General features: G+C 73.1%; 12 protein-coding genes. 6 read left to right on the top strand and 6 right to left on the bottom strand.

Features of this window, described 5'->3' with window-relative positions; all coding sequences use genetic code 11:
- Nucleotides 1-204 precede the first annotated feature (204 nt).
- Complete coding sequence (gene rph, locus AB0C22_RS29760) at nt 205-2,847, top strand: rifamycin-inactivating phosphotransferase (RefSeq protein ID WP_357538227.1); 2,643 nt, start codon at nt 205-207, stop codon at nt 2,845-2,847.
- 87 nt (nt 2,848-2,934) lie between these two features.
- On the opposite strand, the gene AB0C22_RS29755 is transcribed toward rph, so the two are convergent.
- The 4 genes from AB0C22_RS29755 to AB0C22_RS29740 all read right to left on the bottom strand — a co-directional run bounded on the left by AB0C22_RS29755 (nt 2,935) and on the right by AB0C22_RS29740 (nt 8,151).
- Nucleotides 2,935-3,165: a ferredoxin gene (locus AB0C22_RS29755; protein ID WP_219465182.1), complete on the bottom strand. Its 231-nt coding sequence runs from the start codon at nt 3,163-3,165 to the stop codon at nt 2,935-2,937.
- A complete protein-coding gene (locus AB0C22_RS29750; protein ID WP_357538224.1) occupies nt 3,162-4,388 on the bottom strand; it encodes a cytochrome P450 in 1,227 nt (408 codons plus the stop codon). Before AB0C22_RS29750 ends, AB0C22_RS29755 begins: the two co-directional genes overlap by 4 nt.
- Nucleotides 4,389-4,690: 302 nt before the next feature.
- A complete protein-coding gene (locus tag AB0C22_RS29745) occupies nt 4,691-5,557 on the bottom strand; it encodes a hypothetical protein (RefSeq protein ID WP_219465178.1) in 867 nt (288 codons plus the stop codon).
- A gap of 74 nt (nt 5,558-5,631) precedes the next feature.
- Nucleotides 5,632-8,151, bottom strand: a complete 2,520-nt coding sequence (locus tag AB0C22_RS29740) for a S8/S53 family peptidase (RefSeq protein ID WP_357538222.1) — start codon at nt 8,149-8,151, stop codon at nt 5,632-5,634.
- A 57-nt stretch (nt 8,152-8,208) separates the two neighbouring features.
- Here AB0C22_RS29740 and AB0C22_RS29735 point away from each other — a divergent pair, with 57 nt between their 5' ends.
- The gene (locus AB0C22_RS29735; protein WP_357538220.1) at nt 8,209-10,110 is read left to right on the top strand and encodes a sigma-70 family RNA polymerase sigma factor; all 1,902 of its coding nucleotides are present in this window, start codon (nt 8,209-8,211) and stop codon (nt 10,108-10,110) included.
- Here AB0C22_RS29735 and AB0C22_RS29730 read toward each other — a convergent pair.
- Entirely contained in the window at nt 10,107-10,700 is a 594-nt protein-coding gene (locus AB0C22_RS29730) for a TetR/AcrR family transcriptional regulator (RefSeq protein ID WP_219465175.1), read from the bottom strand. The two genes, AB0C22_RS29735 and AB0C22_RS29730, sit on opposite strands and share 4 nt — an antisense overlap.
- Nucleotides 10,701-10,810: 110 nt before the next feature.
- Here AB0C22_RS29730 and AB0C22_RS29725 point away from each other — a divergent pair, with 110 nt between their 5' ends.
- Genes AB0C22_RS29725 through AB0C22_RS29715 form a run of 3 tightly spaced genes read left to right on the top strand, consistent with a single transcriptional unit; the run spans nt 10,811 to nt 12,661 of the window.
- The gene (locus AB0C22_RS29725; protein WP_357538218.1) at nt 10,811-11,740 is read left to right on the top strand and encodes an SDR family NAD(P)-dependent oxidoreductase; all 930 of its coding nucleotides are present in this window, start codon (nt 10,811-10,813) and stop codon (nt 11,738-11,740) included.
- A 46-nt stretch (nt 11,741-11,786) separates the two neighbouring features.
- Nucleotides 11,787-12,149 (top strand): metalloregulator ArsR/SmtB family transcription factor, encoded by a 363-nt coding sequence (locus AB0C22_RS29720; RefSeq protein ID WP_219465173.1) that lies wholly within the window; start codon nt 11,787-11,789, stop codon nt 12,147-12,149.
- Complete coding sequence (locus AB0C22_RS29715; RefSeq protein ID WP_219465172.1) at nt 12,146-12,661, top strand: SRPBCC family protein; 516 nt, start codon at nt 12,146-12,148, stop codon at nt 12,659-12,661. The genes AB0C22_RS29720 and AB0C22_RS29715 overlap by 4 nt, the downstream gene beginning before the upstream one ends.
- A gap of 53 nt (nt 12,662-12,714) precedes the next feature.
- Here the strand turns inward: AB0C22_RS29715 and argS are convergent, their stop codons facing one another.
- Entirely contained in the window at nt 12,715-14,433 is a 1,719-nt protein-coding gene (argS, locus tag AB0C22_RS29710; RefSeq protein WP_357538216.1) for an arginine--tRNA ligase, read from the bottom strand.
- Nucleotides 14,434-15,144: 711 nt separating this feature from the next.
- On the opposite strand from argS, the gene AB0C22_RS29705 reads away from it, so the two are divergent.
- The gene (locus AB0C22_RS29705) at nt 15,145-15,399 is read left to right on the top strand and encodes an SCO4848 family membrane protein (RefSeq protein WP_219470445.1); all 255 of its coding nucleotides are present in this window, start codon (nt 15,145-15,147) and stop codon (nt 15,397-15,399) included.
- Nucleotides 15,400-15,912 lie beyond the last annotated feature (513 nt).

The raw sequence follows: 15,912 nt of genomic DNA, 5'->3' as shown, positions 1-15,912 counted from the left end.
GGGGGACTTGCCGCAAGACCCGGGTCACCCCGCAGAATCGTCAGCCGAGGTCGCCGCCAGCGGAAATGCATCACGACGGTGCGCCGGCGACCTGTCACCAGCGGAAGGCGAAACGATGTCCACGTACCCGAAGACATATTCGAGGCCGCTGAACCACCCGGCCACCGTCATGCGGCGACGCCCGACCGTCCCGGAGGTCGCCCGATGACCGGTCGGTACGTACGGGGTCTGCGTGAGGTCGACCCGACGCAGCGGAACCTGGTCGGCGGCAAGGGCGCCCACCTCGGCGGACTGACCCGCATCGACGGGGTCCGGGTGCCGGCGGGCTTCTGCGTGACGACGGACGCCTTCCGGCGGGTCACCGCGCTGGCGTCGGGACTCGACGGGCAACTCGATCGACTGGCCCGGCTGGCACCCACCGAACGGGCGGCGATCGGCACCCTCAGCGCGCAGATCCGCCGCACCATCGAGAACGTCACCGTCCCCGACGACGTCGCGACGGAGATCATCCGTGCCCTCGATGCGCTCGGCGGGCACGGCGGGTACGCCGTCCGGTCCAGCGCGACGGCGGAGGACCTGCCGACCGCCTCCTTCGCGGGGCAGCAGGACAGCTTCCTCAACGTGGTCGGCCCGACGGCGGTGCTGCGGCAGATCAGCCGGTGCTGGGGCTCGCTGTTCACCGCACGGGCCGTCACCTACCGCCAGCGCAACGGAATCGACCACCACCGGGTCGCGATGGCGGTGGTCGTCCAGCGGATGGTCCCCGCCGGGGCGGCGGGCGTCCTGTTCACCGCCGATCCCGTCACCGGCAACCGGCGGGTCTCCTTCGTGGAGGCCGGGTTCGGCCTCGGCGAGGCCCTGGTCTCCGGGCTGGTCGACGCGGACGTCTTCCGGGTCCGCGACGACGGTGTCGTCGCCCGGACGATCGCCGCCAAACGCCACGCCGTGCGGACCACGCCGACCGGCGGGACCCGGGTGGTGGCGATCGACCCGCAGCGGCAGGACCAGCCGGCGCTGACCGACCCGCAGGTCGTCCGGCTGGTGCGGCTGGGCCGGCGGATCGAGGCGCACTTCGGTCAGCCGCAGGACATCGAGTGGTGCCTGGTCGACGACGACTTCCAGATCGTCCAGACCCGACCGGTCACCACGCTGTTCCCCGTCCCGGTGGCCGACGACACCGACAACCACGTCTACGTGTCCGTGGGCCACCAGCAGATGATGACCGACCCGATGAAGCCCCTCGGGTTCTCGATGTACCAGCTGATCGCCGCCCGGCCCATGTACGAGGCCGCCGGCCGGTTGTTCGCCGACGTGACGCCCGAGCTGGCGTCGCCGACCGGCCGCGCCGGCCTGCTGGCGGCCCTGGGCAGGTCCGACCCGCTGATCGGGGACGCGTTGCGCACCGTTGTGGAGCGCGGTGACTTCATCCGGGAGGTGCCGGACGAGAAGCCCGCCGGGCCGCCACCCGGGCCGGCGGCACCGCCCGTCGAGACCGATCCCGCGCTGGTCACCGAGCTGATCACCCGGATCGACGACGCCAACGCCGCCCTGGCCCGCGAGATCCGGACGAAGTCCGGGCCGGCGCTGCTCGACTTCATCCGGACCGACTTCCCCCGGCTGACCCGGATGATGATCGATCCGAGGAGCATCCCGGTCATCATGGCCGGGATGGAGGCGGTCTGGTGGCTCAACGAACACCTCCAGGAGTGGCTCGGTGAGCGCAACGCCGCCGACCCGCTCACCCAGTCCGTCCCGCACAACGTCACCTCGGAGATGGGGCTGGCCCTGCTGGACGTCGCCGACGCGATCCGGCCGTACCCGGAGGTCGTGGCCTTCCTGAGCCGGGTGGCGGACGACGGCGGGCCCGGCCGGGAGTGCGACGCCCCCGGCGGGCCGGACGACCTGCTGGCCGGGCTGGACCAGCTCGCCGGTGGCCGGGAGGCCCGGGTGGCCATCGGGTCCTGGCTCGACCGGTACGGCATGCGGGGGGTCGGCGAGATCGACATCACCCGGCCCCGCTGGCGGGAACGTCCCGCCATGCTGGTGCCGCTGATCCTGGGCAACATCAGGAACTTCGCACCGGGGGCCGGCGGGCGGCACTTCGAGCAGGGCCTGCGCACGGCGCGGGACAAGGAGCGGGAGGTGCTGGAGCGGCTGCGGGCCCTGCCCGACGGCGGCGCGGACAAGGCCGAGCGGACCAAACGGATGATCGACCGGGCCCGGACGTTCGTCGGCTACCGGGAATACCCGAAGTACGGCATGGTCACCCGCACCTTCGCGTACAAGCAGGCGTTGCTGGCCGAGGCCGACCGCCTGGTGGCCGACGGTGTGCTGCGGGGCCGGGAGGACATCTGGTACCTCACGTTCCCCGAACTCGACGAGGTCGTCCGTACCCGCCGGGTCGACGACGGGCTCATCCCTCGACGGGCGGCGGAGCACCTGTCGTACCGGGCGCTCATCCCGCCCCGGGTGCTCACCTCGGAGGGCGAGATCGTCGCCGGGACGTACCAGCGGGACGACGTGCCGGTCGGCGCGCTGGTCGGCCTGGCGGTCTCCGCCGGGACCGTCGAGGGTCGGGCGCGCGTGGTGCGGGACGTGGCACGGGCCGATCTCGAACCGGGGGACATCCTCGTCACGCCGTACACCGATCCCAGTTGGACGCCGCTGTTCGTCACCGTCGCCGGGCTGGTCACCGAGGTCGGTGGCCTGATGACCCACGGCGCGGTGATCGCCCGGGAGTACGGCCTGCCGGCCGTCGTCGGGGTGGTGGACGCCACCCGGCTGATCCCGGACGGGCAGCGGATCCGCGTGCACGGCACCGACGGGTACGTCGAACTTCTCCCGTGAGCGGCCGCCGGTCGGGTGCCCGGGTCACGGGGCCGGGCACCCGACCAGCGCGGCGCGGATGGGGATGACGGACGCTCACCGGTGCCGTCAGCCGACCCGGATCGCACCCGCCGGGCAGAGGTCGGCGGCCCGTTGGACGCGGTCGCGCGACGCGGCTCCCGGGGCGGGGTCACGCAGCAGCACCAGGCCGTCGGTGTCGTCCTGGTCGAAGACCTCCGGGGCGGTCAGGACGCAGTTGCCCGCCCCGCAGCACCGCTCCCGGTCGACGGCCACCCGCGGCGTCGTCTCCGCCGGTAGCTGTCGTGGGGTGGGCGTCACCAGGTAACCGGGAGAGCGTCCAGGCCGAACACGACCGAGTTGTCCCGGGTGGTCAACTCCTGTGGGTCCGCCGCCACCCTCAGGTCGGGGAAGCGGCGTGCCAACTCCACCAGCGCGACGCGCAGTTCGGCTCGGGCGAGGGGCTGACCGATGCACTGGTGCATCCCGAACCCGAAGGCCAGGTGCTGGTGGGCCTGCCGGTACGGGTCGAACCCGTCGGGGTCGTCGAAGACCTCCGGGTCCCGGTTGGCCAGGGAGAGCAGGGCGATGACGCCCTCGCCGGCCCGGATCAGCCGGTCGCCGATCTCGACGTCCTCGGTGGCCACCCGGAACAGCCCGGTCCGGACGATGCTGAGGTAGCGCAGCAGCTCGTCCACCATGCCCGGGGCGAGGTCGGGGCGGTCGCGCAGGAGCGCGTACCGCCCGGGGTGGCGGGTCAGCAGCAGGACGCTCAGGCCGAGCATGTTGGCGGTGGTCTCGTGGCCGGCGATGAGCAGCAGCAGGGCCATCCCGCCGAGTTCGTCGACGCCGAGTTCACCCGGCTCGACGCGTTCCCGGATCAGCCGGCTGAGCAGGTCGTCGGCGTCGTCGGGCCGGGCCCGCTTGGCGTCGATCAGCGACCGGAGGTATTCCCGCAGCTCCTGGGCGGCGTGCTGGAGCTGGTCCATCGGCGCCTGGCGGTTGAGCAGCAGCCGGCTGCGGGACTGGAAGAAGTCGTGGTCGGCGTAGGGGACGCCGAGCAGGTGACAGATCACCTTGGACGGCAGCGGCAGGGCGAACGTCGACACGAAGTCGGCCGGTGGGCCGGCGGCGGCCAGGTCGGCCAGGGCCTCGGAGACGGTCTGGTGGATCAGCGGTTCGATCCGGCGGACATTCTTGATCATGAACTCTGCGGTGAGCATCCGGCGCAGCCGCAGGTGCGCCTCGCCGTCCATCCGGATGAAGGCCCCCTGGGAATCCGCCGTCACCTCGGGGGGCAGCGGGCGGAGCAGGGGAAAGCCGGGGCGTTGCAGATCGGAGCTGAACGCCGGGTGGCGCAGCAGCTGCCGCACCTCGGGATGCCGGGTGACCAGCCAGGCGGTGGCTCCGGTGGGCAGCTGCACCCGGGTCACCGCCTGACCGGCGAGGCGCAGTCGTTCGGCGTCGTCGAGCAGGGCGAACGGGCTGCGGGCCGGGTTGACCGGCGGCCAGTGGGGCAGGTCGGTCTGCGTGGTCTGTGTCATGTGGAACACTCCTGCCATGACGGTGAGTAGTCGCACCGATTCGTGACGTTACTCATCGGCGAAGGTCGACACAACCCTGCGCCGCGACCGCCGACCGTTGCTCACCCCGCCCGTCTCCCGCGGACCGTTGCTCACCCCGCCCGTCTCCTGCGGACCGTTGCTCACCCCGCCCGTCTCCCGCGCCCGACGGCAAGAGGCACCGGGGACCCCGGCCCGACGGCGGACGGCCCCACGGTCCGCGCCGGAGAATCGGCGCGGGACCGCAGGGCCTCAGGGGTGGCTGTCGGTCGACGACCGGTGGCTCAGGTCGCGCAGACGGCGTACGCGCGCACCTTCCAGTTGCCGCTGAAACCGTTCTCGTCCTCGGCGGCGCGGACGGTCGCCGTGGTCGACGAGGTGGGCCGCATCTCGGTCAGCCGCACCTGGCCCTCGCCGCCGACGATCTCGCCGCCGACCCCGTGCAGGCGCTTGCCGGCCGGGCAGGTGGCGGTGACCGTGCGGCTGGCCGTGGAGTTGTCGGCGCTGTCCACGATCACCCGCTGCTCACCGGGGAGCGGGTCGACGCAGATCACCGACGCGTCCACCGACCAGTTGCCCGCGAAGGCGTTGCCGGCCTCGACCCCCGCCACCGTCACGCTGCTCTGGTTGATCCGCAGGTCCTCCAGGAGCACGTCACTCGCCCCCGAGCCGAGGGCCAGGGCCGCACCACCGCCGCCGATGGCCCGCTTGCCCACCGGGCAGAACAACTCCAGGAACTTCGGGTTGACCGAGTTGGACGCGGAGTGGCCGGTCACCACCTCCAGACCCGACGGCGCCGAGGCGCAGATCGCGCCGGCGGTGACCGCCCAGTTCCCGGCGACACCGTTCGGGTCCTCCCGGCCGGTCACCGAGTAGAGCCCGGAATCGGCCAGCGGCTGCATGATGTCCATGCCCACCTGGCCGAGACCCGACCCGGTGATCGCGCCGCCCCCGCCGATGACCGTGGTGCCGGTCGGGCAGACCGCGCTCTGCGACTTGGCGACGCTGTTGCTCGGCCCGACCGTCGTGCGGATCAGCAGGCCGGGCACCGCCGCCACCGGCCCGCTGAGCGCGACCTGACCGAGCACCACCGCGCTCAGCAGGGCACCACCCAGGGCGACCGTCCGTCGCGTCCACTCTTGGCTGCGCATGATGTTCTCTCCTCGTGTCGTGCGGTCCCGGAACCGGTCGGTCCCGGGCGGAGTTCGGATGGGGAAACGGACCGTCAGGGGGTGACCCGCCGGATCCGGACCGGCACGGAGTCCGTGCCGACCAGACCCGATGCGTCGAAGACCTCCAGCCACACCGACCAGGTGGTGGTGTCGGTCCCGCTGGTCAGCTGGGCCAGCGCCGCGGTGAAGGACGCACAGTTCTTCGGCGTGCCCTTGTCGTCGACCGGTTCGCCGGTGGGCACCCCGCCGCCCTGGCACAGCACCTGCTTGACGCCGCCGTCGCCGTACGCCGTCCACCGGAACCGGGTCCCGGCGACCACGCCGTCCTCGACGTCGAACCCGGTCCCGACGAACGCGACCGACTTCGGCCCGGACTCGATCGTGGTCAGCTCCAGGGCCGGTGTCGGCAGGGTGATCGTGGCGACCGGCCGGGACTGCCCGGCCGGTGCCGAGGTGACCGCGAAGGCCCGCTGCACGCTCGCCCCACCCGCCGCGAACGTCACGGTGTACGCCCCCGGCGTGACCGCGTTCGCCGGCAGCAGGGCCTGGTGACCGGCCTTCTCCAGGACCACCGTGTTGCCGCGCCGGACCGTCCAGGACACCTCCGCGTCGGGGAGCTGGCCGAAGAGGTCTGGATCGTTCGAGGTGCCGAGCAGTCCGACCGACTGCCCCGCAGTGAGGGTCAGCCCCGCCGGCGGCGAGATGATCCCCACCGTCGTCGGGCTGTCCACCACCGTGACGGTCACCGACGCCGAGCCGGTACGCCCCAGGCTGTCGGTGGCGCTGGCGGTGATGACGTGGCTGCCGGCCGACAGCGACGGCACGAACGTCTGCGACCCGGTGGCCAGCTCACCGTCGAGGCTGCTGGTCCAGGTGAGCGGGATCTCCTTGCCCAGGAAGTCGGTGGCCGTGCCCCAGAGGTCCACCGACTGGTTCACCCCGAACTTCTGCTTGGTCTTCGGGGTGCTGATGGTCACCGCTGGCTTGCCGACGGTCACGCCCAGCGCCTCGGCGACGGCGGCCAGCGCGTCGACCCGGCGCTGGCTGCCGGTCACCTTGTCGCCCAGCCCGCCGACGTGGGCGGTGTCGTTGAGGATCTCGCGGACCTGCTCGGAGGTGAGCGTCGGGTCGGCGGCCATCACCAGGGCGGCGACCCCGCCCACGAACGGCGAGGCGACACTGGTGCCGCAGGTGGTCTTCGTGGTGTTGACCGCAGGCGTACCCGGATCGGTCAGGCCCGCCACACACATCGGACCGTAGATCTCCACCGACGTGGTGAGGTCCTTGGTGCCCCAGTTCGACCCGCCGGACACGGTCGCGTTCGTGTTCATCCCGCCCACGCACATGACGTGCGTGCTCTCGCAGGGCACCCAGAGGGTGTCGCCGTCGACGTTCGTGCCGTTGTTGCCGGCGGCGGCGACGATCAGCGCCCCGGTGTCCCGGACGTGCTTCATCCGCCGGTCGGTCCAGGTGCGCGCGTGGCTGACGCCGAGGTTCACGTCCCGGGTGAAGCTGAGGTTGACCACGTCCGGGTGGGTCGACTCGGCGGCCTTCTCCAGCCGGCGCAGGACCGTCCAGTAGTCGATGCCGTTGCGGACGGCGACCAGTTCCTGCACCACCGGCCCGGCCGGACCGGCGGTGCCGTAGTCGTTGTCGACCCGGCCCATCCCGGCGAGGACCACGCTGGTGGCGTGCCACGGGCAGGGCGTGCCGCCGGTGCAGTCGTTGGTGTTGCTCTCGCCCCATTCCGCCTTGTGCAGCGAGACCTTGCTGGGGAAGTCGGAGTTGAACTGGAAGCCGCCGTCCTGCACCAGGTACTTCACCTGCTTGGTCAGCCGACCCTTGCTCTCCAGCAGCTGCCAGGCCGGCGCCACCCCGATGTCCATCGCGCCACCGGCCCGCATGAACGTCCAGTCGAAGACGTTCTTGCCGATGTCCGGGGCCTCGAACACCTGGCCGTCGGTGATGCCGGATGGCTCCACCAGCCAGTCGAGGACCAGCTCGGTGCCCGTACGCCACTCGGCGGCGGCCAGCGCGAGCAGCCGCAACGCGCGCTCGTCGCCGACCCGGTACCCGCCGGACTGGCGTGGCTCGGCGGCGAGCAGGTCGGCGACCAGCCCCGCCGGGTCGGCCCGGTTGGCGTCCACCCGGACCAGGTGGTCCTGCCCCTGCTCGTCGGGGGCGAACGAGTCGAGCACCTGACCACCCCAGCGGGCCAGGAAGGCGTCCAGTTCGGACTGGCCGGCGACCCGCACCATCACCTCGTCGAGCACCAGGCCGGCGGGCTTCCCGTCCGGCCCGGCCACCACACCGACCTGCCGGTCGGTGCCGACCCGCCCGACGGTGTCGAGTGACAGCCGGGGCGCGGTCAGGCCCGGGTCGACCCGGAAGGCCAGCGGTTCGGCACCGGCGGCCCCGGGCACCCCGGTCGGGCCACCCGGGACGATGGCGGCGGTGGCGTCCACCGAGGTGGTCGCGACGAGTCCGGCGGCGAGCGTCGCGACCACTACGGTGGCCAGGTACCGGCGTCGGCCGGTGCCCGGTCGGCGGGTCGAGGAACGTGTCGTTGTCATGGGTGTCTCCCGGTGTCGGCGCTGCGATGACACCCGTGGGAGTGCCGGGGGGTCGGCATGCCAACAGAAAGTTCCCGGGAATTTTTTTCTTCGCTCTACTGGAGCGGTGGACGAGTGGTGGGGGAACGGATGGATGTGACGGCGCTGGACGACCGGGCGCTGGTCGAGGCGCTGCGACGTGGTGACCGGGTCGGCCTGGAGGGCATCTACCGGCGGTACGCCGACCGGCTCTACACGTACGCCCGGGTGATGCTGCGCGAGCCGGAGGCCGCCGCGGACGCCGTCCACGACGCGTTCCTCCTCGCCGGTCAGCGCATCGACCAGCTGCGTGACCCGGACCGGCTGCGGTCCTGGCTGTACGCGATCGTGCGGACGGAGTGTCTGCGGCAGTTGCGGGAGCGGTCCCGCTCCGCTCCGCTGGCGGAGGCGGCCGAGCCGGTCGCCGACACCGCCGACCCGGCCGCCGCCGTCAACGCCGACCAGGTACGCGACCTGGTGCACCTGGCGGTCGCCGCGCTCAACCCCGGTGACCGTGAGGTGGTGCACCTGGCGATCCGCCACGACCTGTCCTCCGTGGACATCGGTGTGGCGCTCGGGGTGCCCGCCAACCATGCGCACGCCCGGTTGTCGCGGGCCCGGTCCCAGCTCGAACGGGCACTCGGCGCGCTGCTCGTCGCCCGGGGCGGGGCGCGGGACTGCCCGGCCCTGGCCGACCTGCTCGACGACTGGCAGGGCCGGCTCACCCCGACCCTGCGCAAGCGGGTCGCCCGGCACATCGACGACTGCGCCCGGTGTGGGCTGCTGCGGCGCGAGCAGTGCAATCCGGCGGCGCTGCTGACCGCGTACACGGCACCGGGTTTTCTGGTGGTCGCCGACTCGGTCTGGCCGCGGCTCGCCGACGTGGATCCCGCCACCGGCCAGGTCGCCGGCCCCGACCCCGGCCCCGACCCGGCCGGCCCCGACCCGGCCGGCGACGACCCTGCCGACGGGGGCTCCGCCGACGCGGGTCCGACCGACGGGGGTGCCGTCGACGCCGCCGACCCGGGAGAGGTCCCCGACCCGGCCGGTCCGGTCGGGGCGTCCGACGGCCGGACCGAGACGCCTCCGTCGTCCGAGACCGCTGCGTCGCCGGGCGACTCTGTCGTCGCGGGGGACGCCCCGGATGCCGCCGCTGGCGGACGGGTCGTCCACGCGGTGCCGGTCGCCGCGCCCGTGGCGGTGGTGACCTCGGGTGACGCGGCGGCTGCGGGCACCGCCGCCGGCCCGGAGCGGCCGGTCGCGGTCACCGCCGGCCCGCCGGCCCGCCGGCGCAACCGGCGGCGGCTCGCCGGTCTGCTGCTGTTGCTGCTCCTCGGGGCCGGGACCTGGGCGTTGTCGCCCGTCGGGCCGGCCGCCGAGCAGGCGGCGGTGACCTCCGGCGAGCTGTCCGGTGGCACGTCGTCGACCGCCCCGACGGGCGGCGGTTCCCCGCAGCGGGGTGCGTCGCCGTCGGGTCCGGCCGGTGCCGGTGTGCCGGCCACGGCGGTTCCGCCGCCGGTCGTCGCTTCGCCGTCGGCCGGAGCCGGGCAGCCGACCGCCGTCGTGCCGCCTGCGGGTACGCCGCCGGTCCCCGCTCCGACCGGAAAACCGGCCGTGCCCCACCCGCCGGCCGCGCTGCCGCTGGCCGTGCCCTTCACGGTGACGGCGAACGCGCACGTGCGCTGCGGCGCGGCCACCTGGAGCCTGGTCGTCCGGGCCACCGGCAGTGCCACGCTCGGGACGGCCCGGGTGCGGTGGACACCTGCGGGTGGCCGGGCGGCGAGCCGGGCGATGACCGTGGACGGGTCGTCCGCCCAGGTGACGGTGGGTGGGCTCCGTGCCTCGGCGGCGACCTGGTCGGTGCGGGTGACCGGCACCGACGGCCGTACGGCGGACAGCCCGTCGACCACGACCGCCGACCCGTGCGTCCGGCCCGGTTAGTCGGCCTGCCGTGACCCCTCGCCGGGGTCGGGTGCGCGGACCCCGGCGAGCAGCACGGTCAGGTACAGCTCGTCGCGGTGCCGGGGCGTGCCGGCGATCCGGGCGGCGAACGCGGTACCGCAGACCAGGTGTTGCAGGTCGTCCAGCGTGAGGCCGGGGCGCAGTCGGCCGGCCCGGGTCGCCTGCTCCAGCACGGTCGCGGCCAGGTCGCCCAACTCCGCGCGACCGGCTGTGGTCTGCGTGGTGGCGTCCTGTTCCGCGGGGGTCGCGAGCACCTCGGCGAGGGCCGGATCGTCAAGTTGACTGCGCAGGAAGGCCCGTAGCAGCAGCTCCACGCCGGCCCACGGGTCGTCCTCGCGGGTTGCCGCCCGTGCCTGGTCGAGCAGCGCGGCGAAGGCGTCGGCGGCGAGCGCCTCCAGCAGCGCCCGTCGGGTCGGGAAGTGCCGGTAGACCGTGCCGACGCCGACTGCGGCCCGCCGGGCGATCTCGTTGAGCGGCAACGACAGGTCACCTTCCGCCACTACGGCACGGGCGGTGGTGAGCACCCGTTCCCGGTTGCGGGCGGCGTCCGCACGCAGTGTCGTCGTCACCGCGCCAGCCTAACCCAACGGATGGACCATCCGATCGGATTGACAATCCGTTTACCTCCGGGTTCAATCGGATAGGTAATCCACTTCATTCCTCCACCGGAAGGCACCCCATGGACAGCGCACCCGGCTGGACCGTCGCCGATCTCACCGACCAGTCCGGCCGGACGTTCGTGGTCACCGGTGCCAGCAGCGGGCTCGGCGTGGCGATCACCCGCCACCTGGCCGCCCGCCGGGGCCGGGTGGTGATGGCCGTCCGGGACACCGCCAAGGGCGCCCGGGTCCGGGCCGGGATCCTGCGCGACCACCCCCGGGCAGATCTCGTCGTGCGTCGACTGGACCTGCTCGACCTCGACTCGGTCCGCGCCTTCACCGAGGACCTCGGGAGTGCGGTCGACGTGGTGGACGCGCTGGTCAACAACGCCGGCATCGGCACCGTTCCCCGGCGGCTGAGCCCACAGGGGGTGGAGAGCCAACTCGCCACCAACCACCTCGGCCACTTCGCCCTCACCGGGCGGCTGCTGCCCGTGTTGACCGCCGGCCGGACGCCGGTCGTGGTCACCGTCTCCTCGGGTCTCTACCGGCTCGGTCGACTCGACCTGACCGACCTGGCCGCCGAGCGCCGCTACTCCCCGGGCGGGGCGTACGCCACGTCGAAGCTGGCCAACGTGCTGTTCGGGCTGGAACTCGACCGACGGCTGCGGGCCGCGGGCTCACCGGTGCGCAGTCTGCTCACCCACCCCGGGATGACCAGGACCGACCTCTCCCGGGACCTGCCGTCCCTCGCCCGGCGGGTCGAGACCGTCGTCATGGGGCCGCTGCGCCGCCCTCTCGACGAGGCTGCGGCACCGATGCTCTTCGCGGCCACCGTGCCGGCCGCGCCCACCGGCCGGCACATCGGCCCCGGCCGGCTGTTCCGCCGTGCGGAGCCCACCTTCGCGCCGCTGCGCGGCACCGCCACCGACCGGCAGCTCGCGGCCGACCTCTGGGCCCACTCCGAAGAGCTCACCGGGGTACGCCCACTGCCGGCCCCGCTGCGCTGACGGGGGCACCCCGGGAAACCCGTAACCGATGGGTTACGCTTTACGGGTGGACGAGGTGGCGGCGGCGATATCCGATCCGATCCGTCGCAGCATCCTCGAGCTGCTGCGCGACGGTGACCTCCCGGCCGGGGAGATCGCCGACCGGTTCCCGGTGAGCAGACCGGCCGTCAGCCGCCACCTGCGGGTGCTGCGGGACAGCGGCCTGGTCCACAGCGAGCTGGTGGGTCGGCAGCGGCGCTACCGGCTCGACACCGACCGGCTCACCGAGCTGGTCGACTGGCTCGCCCGGTTGCGTCGTCCGCGCGGTTGGGCGCAGCACCTCGACGCGCTGGAGACAGAGGTCCACCGCACCCGCCGTGAGCGGCGCACCCGCGACACGGCACCCCGAGCAGTAGGAGAGACCGCATGACCGGCATCCCCACCGGGCAGTTGTTCCGCACCCTCACCGGCACCGACCTGGTGCTGGTGCGCACCTTCCGCGCCCCGATCGAGGACGTCTGGGCGAGCGTCACCGAACCCGACCGTACCGCCCGCTGGTTCGGGCGGTGGGAGGGCGACGCCGGCCCCGGCCGCACGATCCGGTTGCAGATGGCCTTCGAGGACGGCACCCCCTGGACGGCGCTGCGGATCGAGGCGTGCGAGGCGCCCCGGCACCTGGCCGTGTCGTCGGCCGACGAGTCGGGCGGCTGGCGGATCGAGCTGGCGCTCACCGAGACGGCCGGCACCACCGAACTGCGGTTCACCCACCACCTCGACAGCGAGGAGCACGTCGGCGAGATCGGCCCCGGCTGGGAGTTCTACCTCGATCTCCTGGTGACCGCCGGCCCGGACGCCCCGGCGGACGCCCCGAAGGCCGACTTCGGTGACTACTACCCGGCGATGAAGCCCCACTTCGAGCAACTGCGCACCGGGGCCAGCTGACGACCCGGGCCGCGCCACCCGGCCCGGCCCGGGTCGACCACGGGCCGGTCGGCTCACATCCGCTCGACGGTACGGATGCCGAGCAGGTAGAGCCCCTGCCGCAGGGTGCGGCCGGTCAGGTCGGTCAGCAGCAACCGGCTGGCCCGCAGTTCCCCGTCGGCCCGCAGCACCGGGCAGCGCTCGTAGAACGCGCTGAACCGGGTCGCCAACCGGTGCAGGTAGCCGGCGAGCTGGTGGAACTCCATCGTCCGGGCCACCTCGTGGACGACGGTGGCGAACCCGAGCAGCTCGAACGCCAGCGCCCGCTCGGCCGGCGCGGTGAGCACGACCCGGGCGTCCGGGTCGACAGCGGTGCCGGCCCGCCGCGACACCGACCTGGTCCGGGCGTACGCGTACTGCAGGTAGGGGGCGGTGTTGCCGTCGAGGGCCAGCATCCGTTCCCAGTCCAGCACATAGTCGCGGGTGCGGTCGGTGACCAGGTCGGCGTACTTGACCGCGCCGATACCGACGGCCCGGCCGATCTCGGCCGCGTCCGCCTCGTCCAGCGCGGGGTTCTTGGTCCGGGCCAGCGCGGTCGCCCGGGTCACCGCCTCCGTCAGCAGGTCGACCAGCTTCACCGACTCCCCGGTCCGACTGCGCAGCATCCGCCCGTCCGGACCGAGGACCGAGCCGAAGCCGAGGTGCTCGGCGCGGGCCGGCGGGCGCAACCAGCCGGCCTGCCCGGCCACCGCGAACACCATCGCGAAGTGCTGCCGCTGCGGCAGGCCGACCACGTAGAGCAGCCGGGTCGCGCCCAGCTCGCCGGTACGCAGCCGCAGCGCGGCCAGGTCGGTCGCCGGATAGCCGTACCCGCCGTCGCCCTTGCGCACGATCAACGGCAGTGGTGTGCCGTCCCGCCCGGTGAACCCCGGTGGGAAGGCGCAGGTCGCCCCGGCGCTGTCGGTGAGCAGCCCGAGCCGGTCGAGGTCGCCCACCACCGCCCCGAGCCGGTCGTCGTACGCGCTCTCGCCCCGGAAGTCGCCTTCGGTCAGGGTGACGTCGAGCAGTTGGTACACGGTCAGGAAGTACCGCTGGGACTGCTCGACCAGCAGCCGCCACAGCCGCCGCGTCTCCGGATCGCCACCCTGCAACGCGACCACCCGCTGCCGAGCCCGGTCCCGGAAGGCCGGGTCGGCGTCGAACTTCGACCGGGCCGCCTGGTAGAACCCGTCGAGGTCGCCGATGGACAGCTCCTGTGCCGCCTCCGCCTCACCGAGGTCCACCAGATGCGCGATCAGCATCCCGAACGGGGTGCCCCAGTCGCCGAGGTGGTTGACCCGCACGACCCGGTGCCCGAGCCAGCCCAGCAGCCGTACCGCCGCGTCGCCGATGACCGTGGAGCGCAGGTGCCCGACGTGCATCTCCTTCGCCACGTTGGGCCCCGAGTAGTCGACCACGACGGTCTCCGGTGCGGCCGTCACCGGCACCCCGAGCCGGGCGTCGGCGGCCAGCGCAGCGACCATGCCGGCCAGCGCGCCGTCGTCGATCGTCAGGTTGACGAAGCCCGGACCGGAGACCTCCGCCGTCGCGCAGACGTCGTCGAGGACCGCACGGTCCAGCACCGCCTGGGCGATCTCGCGCGGCGACCGGCCGAGCCGCCGGGCCAGCGCCAACGCCGCGTCGGACTGGAAGTCCGCGCGCGGCGAGCGCCGTACCACGGGGTCGACCGGGCCGTCGGCCACGGCGGTGAACGCCGGCGTCAGCCGGTCGGTGAGCAGCCTTTCAAGATCCATGGGTACGCCGATCTGCTCGGATCCGTCGACGCGGATCTCCGGGATGGGAGAGTCTGCGGACGGACCGAGGACAGCGGCGGTGACCGGCGGCTCGATCCGCCGGTCGCAGGGAATGGGTCAGCGCGGGCGGGCGACGGATCGCCGGCGTCGCTCCGCACCGACCTGGACGTCGTACGACGTTCCGGGGTGCTGGGCGGGCGCGCTGGTCATGCCGCAACGGTAGCGGGCCGCCCGGCGGCGGGTACACCCGGTTTCTCGACCGCCCGCTGGCGGCGACGCCAGCCCGTTTGACCCGTTCGGCCTGGCCGGCCCCGGCAGGCGTGGCTGGCCTGGGTCGGCCCTGGCTGGCGTGGCTGGCCCCGGCGGGTGTGGCTGGCCCGGTAGACGTGGCTGGCTCGGTCGGCCCTGGTAGACGCGGTTGGCCCGGCTGGCGTGGCCGGCCGGGTCGGGCTTGGTCGGCACGGCGGGCGTGGTCGGCACGGCGGGCTTGGTTGGCCCGGCCGGCCCTGGTCGGCGCTGGCTGGCCCCGGCGGGCGTGGCTGGCCTGGTAGACGTGGCTGGCTCGGTCTGGCTCGGCCGATGGGCATGGTGGAAACGAAGCGACTGTCCGCGTCGGTGCCGACGGCGGACCTGGCGGGCACGCGGCTGTCGGGGGTGCGCGTCCGTGCTCGCCCCCGGTGGGGACCGGGAGCACTGGAATACTCGGTGACCATGGTGTTGTCGCGGGGTTGGTCGCTGTTCCTGATCGGGGTCGGGGTGTGGACCTGGGCGATCTGGCCGAGGTTCGGGCTGGCCATCTGGAACGACGCGCGGGCCTGGGCCGGTGGGACGGTCGGCGGGGGCGCACCGACCGGCTTCTTCTGGATCCACCTGCTCCTGATCGCCGCCGCACTGGTCATCGGGACCACGGTGGGGGTGCTCGGCATCCGGGGTTGGCGGGCAGCGCGCCGGGCTTCCCGCCGATGACCTGCGGATTTGACGATCAAACCCGAAACCGCGTAACTTTCTCTCTGCCAGCGCGGAACGGGCAAACGGGACGAAAGCCCCAGGAGTCAGGTTCCAGGTTTGGCACCGGGTCGTCGAGGGCATCAGTCCACTACGACACGGACCGGGTGGGGCTCACCGAAACGCCGCAGGGCGGATTTGGACGGGCGGAACCGACCGGGTAGTGTTGTCGATCGGCAGAGCACCGGGCGAGCCTACGGGAGATCGTAGCGGCCGGTTCTGCCAAATCCGATGATCAAGCACAGTGCTGGTCGCCGTGTGCGCTCAGCGGAGCAAGGCCGTACAAAGCGTGACACACCGGGATACACCGGTTGACACGGGGAAGACGGTGAGGTAACGTAGTAAAAGTGCCCAGCGCGGAAGCGCCGGACACGGTGAACGAGATACCCCAGTTCGGGGGTCCTGTTGGTCGGGGCTTTCGGGTGGTGTGTGGTTGTTCTTTGAGAACTCAACAGGGTGCTTGATAAGCCAGTG

The sequence above is a fragment of the Micromonospora sp. NPDC048894 genome (assembly GCF_040649765.1).
In the GTDB taxonomy this organism is placed as follows: domain Bacteria; phylum Actinomycetota; class Actinomycetes; order Mycobacteriales; family Micromonosporaceae; genus Micromonospora; species Micromonospora antibiotica.
Note: the sequence above shows the minus strand (reverse complement) of the source record. Positions and strands in the feature narration are given on the sequence as shown.

Excerpts from the sequence above, each read along its gene's own strand:
- rph (WP_357538227.1), top strand. The coding sequence starts at position 205 with ATGACCGGTCGGTACGTACGGGGTCTGCGTGAGGTCGACCCGACGCAG.
- AB0C22_RS29750 (WP_357538224.1), bottom strand. The coding sequence starts at position 4,388 with ATGACACAGACCACGCAGACCGACCTGCCCCACTGGCCGCCGGTCAAC.
- AB0C22_RS29745 (WP_219465178.1), bottom strand. The coding sequence starts at position 5,557 with ATGCGCAGCCAAGAGTGGACGCGACGGACGGTCGCCCTGGGTGGTGCC.
- AB0C22_RS29740 (WP_357538222.1), bottom strand. The coding sequence starts at position 8,151 with ATGACAACGACACGTTCCTCGACCCGCCGACCGGGCACCGGCCGACGC.
- AB0C22_RS29735 (WP_357538220.1), top strand. The coding sequence starts at position 8,209 with ATGCCAACAGAAAGTTCCCGGGAATTTTTTTCTTCGCTCTACTGGAGC.
- AB0C22_RS29725 (WP_357538218.1), top strand. The coding sequence starts at position 10,811 with ATGGACAGCGCACCCGGCTGGACCGTCGCCGATCTCACCGACCAGTCC.
- AB0C22_RS29715 (WP_219465172.1), top strand. The coding sequence starts at position 12,146 with ATGACCGGCATCCCCACCGGGCAGTTGTTCCGCACCCTCACCGGCACC.
- argS (WP_357538216.1), bottom strand. The coding sequence starts at position 14,433 with ATGGATCTTGAAAGGCTGCTCACCGACCGGCTGACGCCGGCGTTCACC.
- AB0C22_RS29705 (WP_219470445.1), top strand. The coding sequence starts at position 15,145 with ATGGTGTTGTCGCGGGGTTGGTCGCTGTTCCTGATCGGGGTCGGGGTG.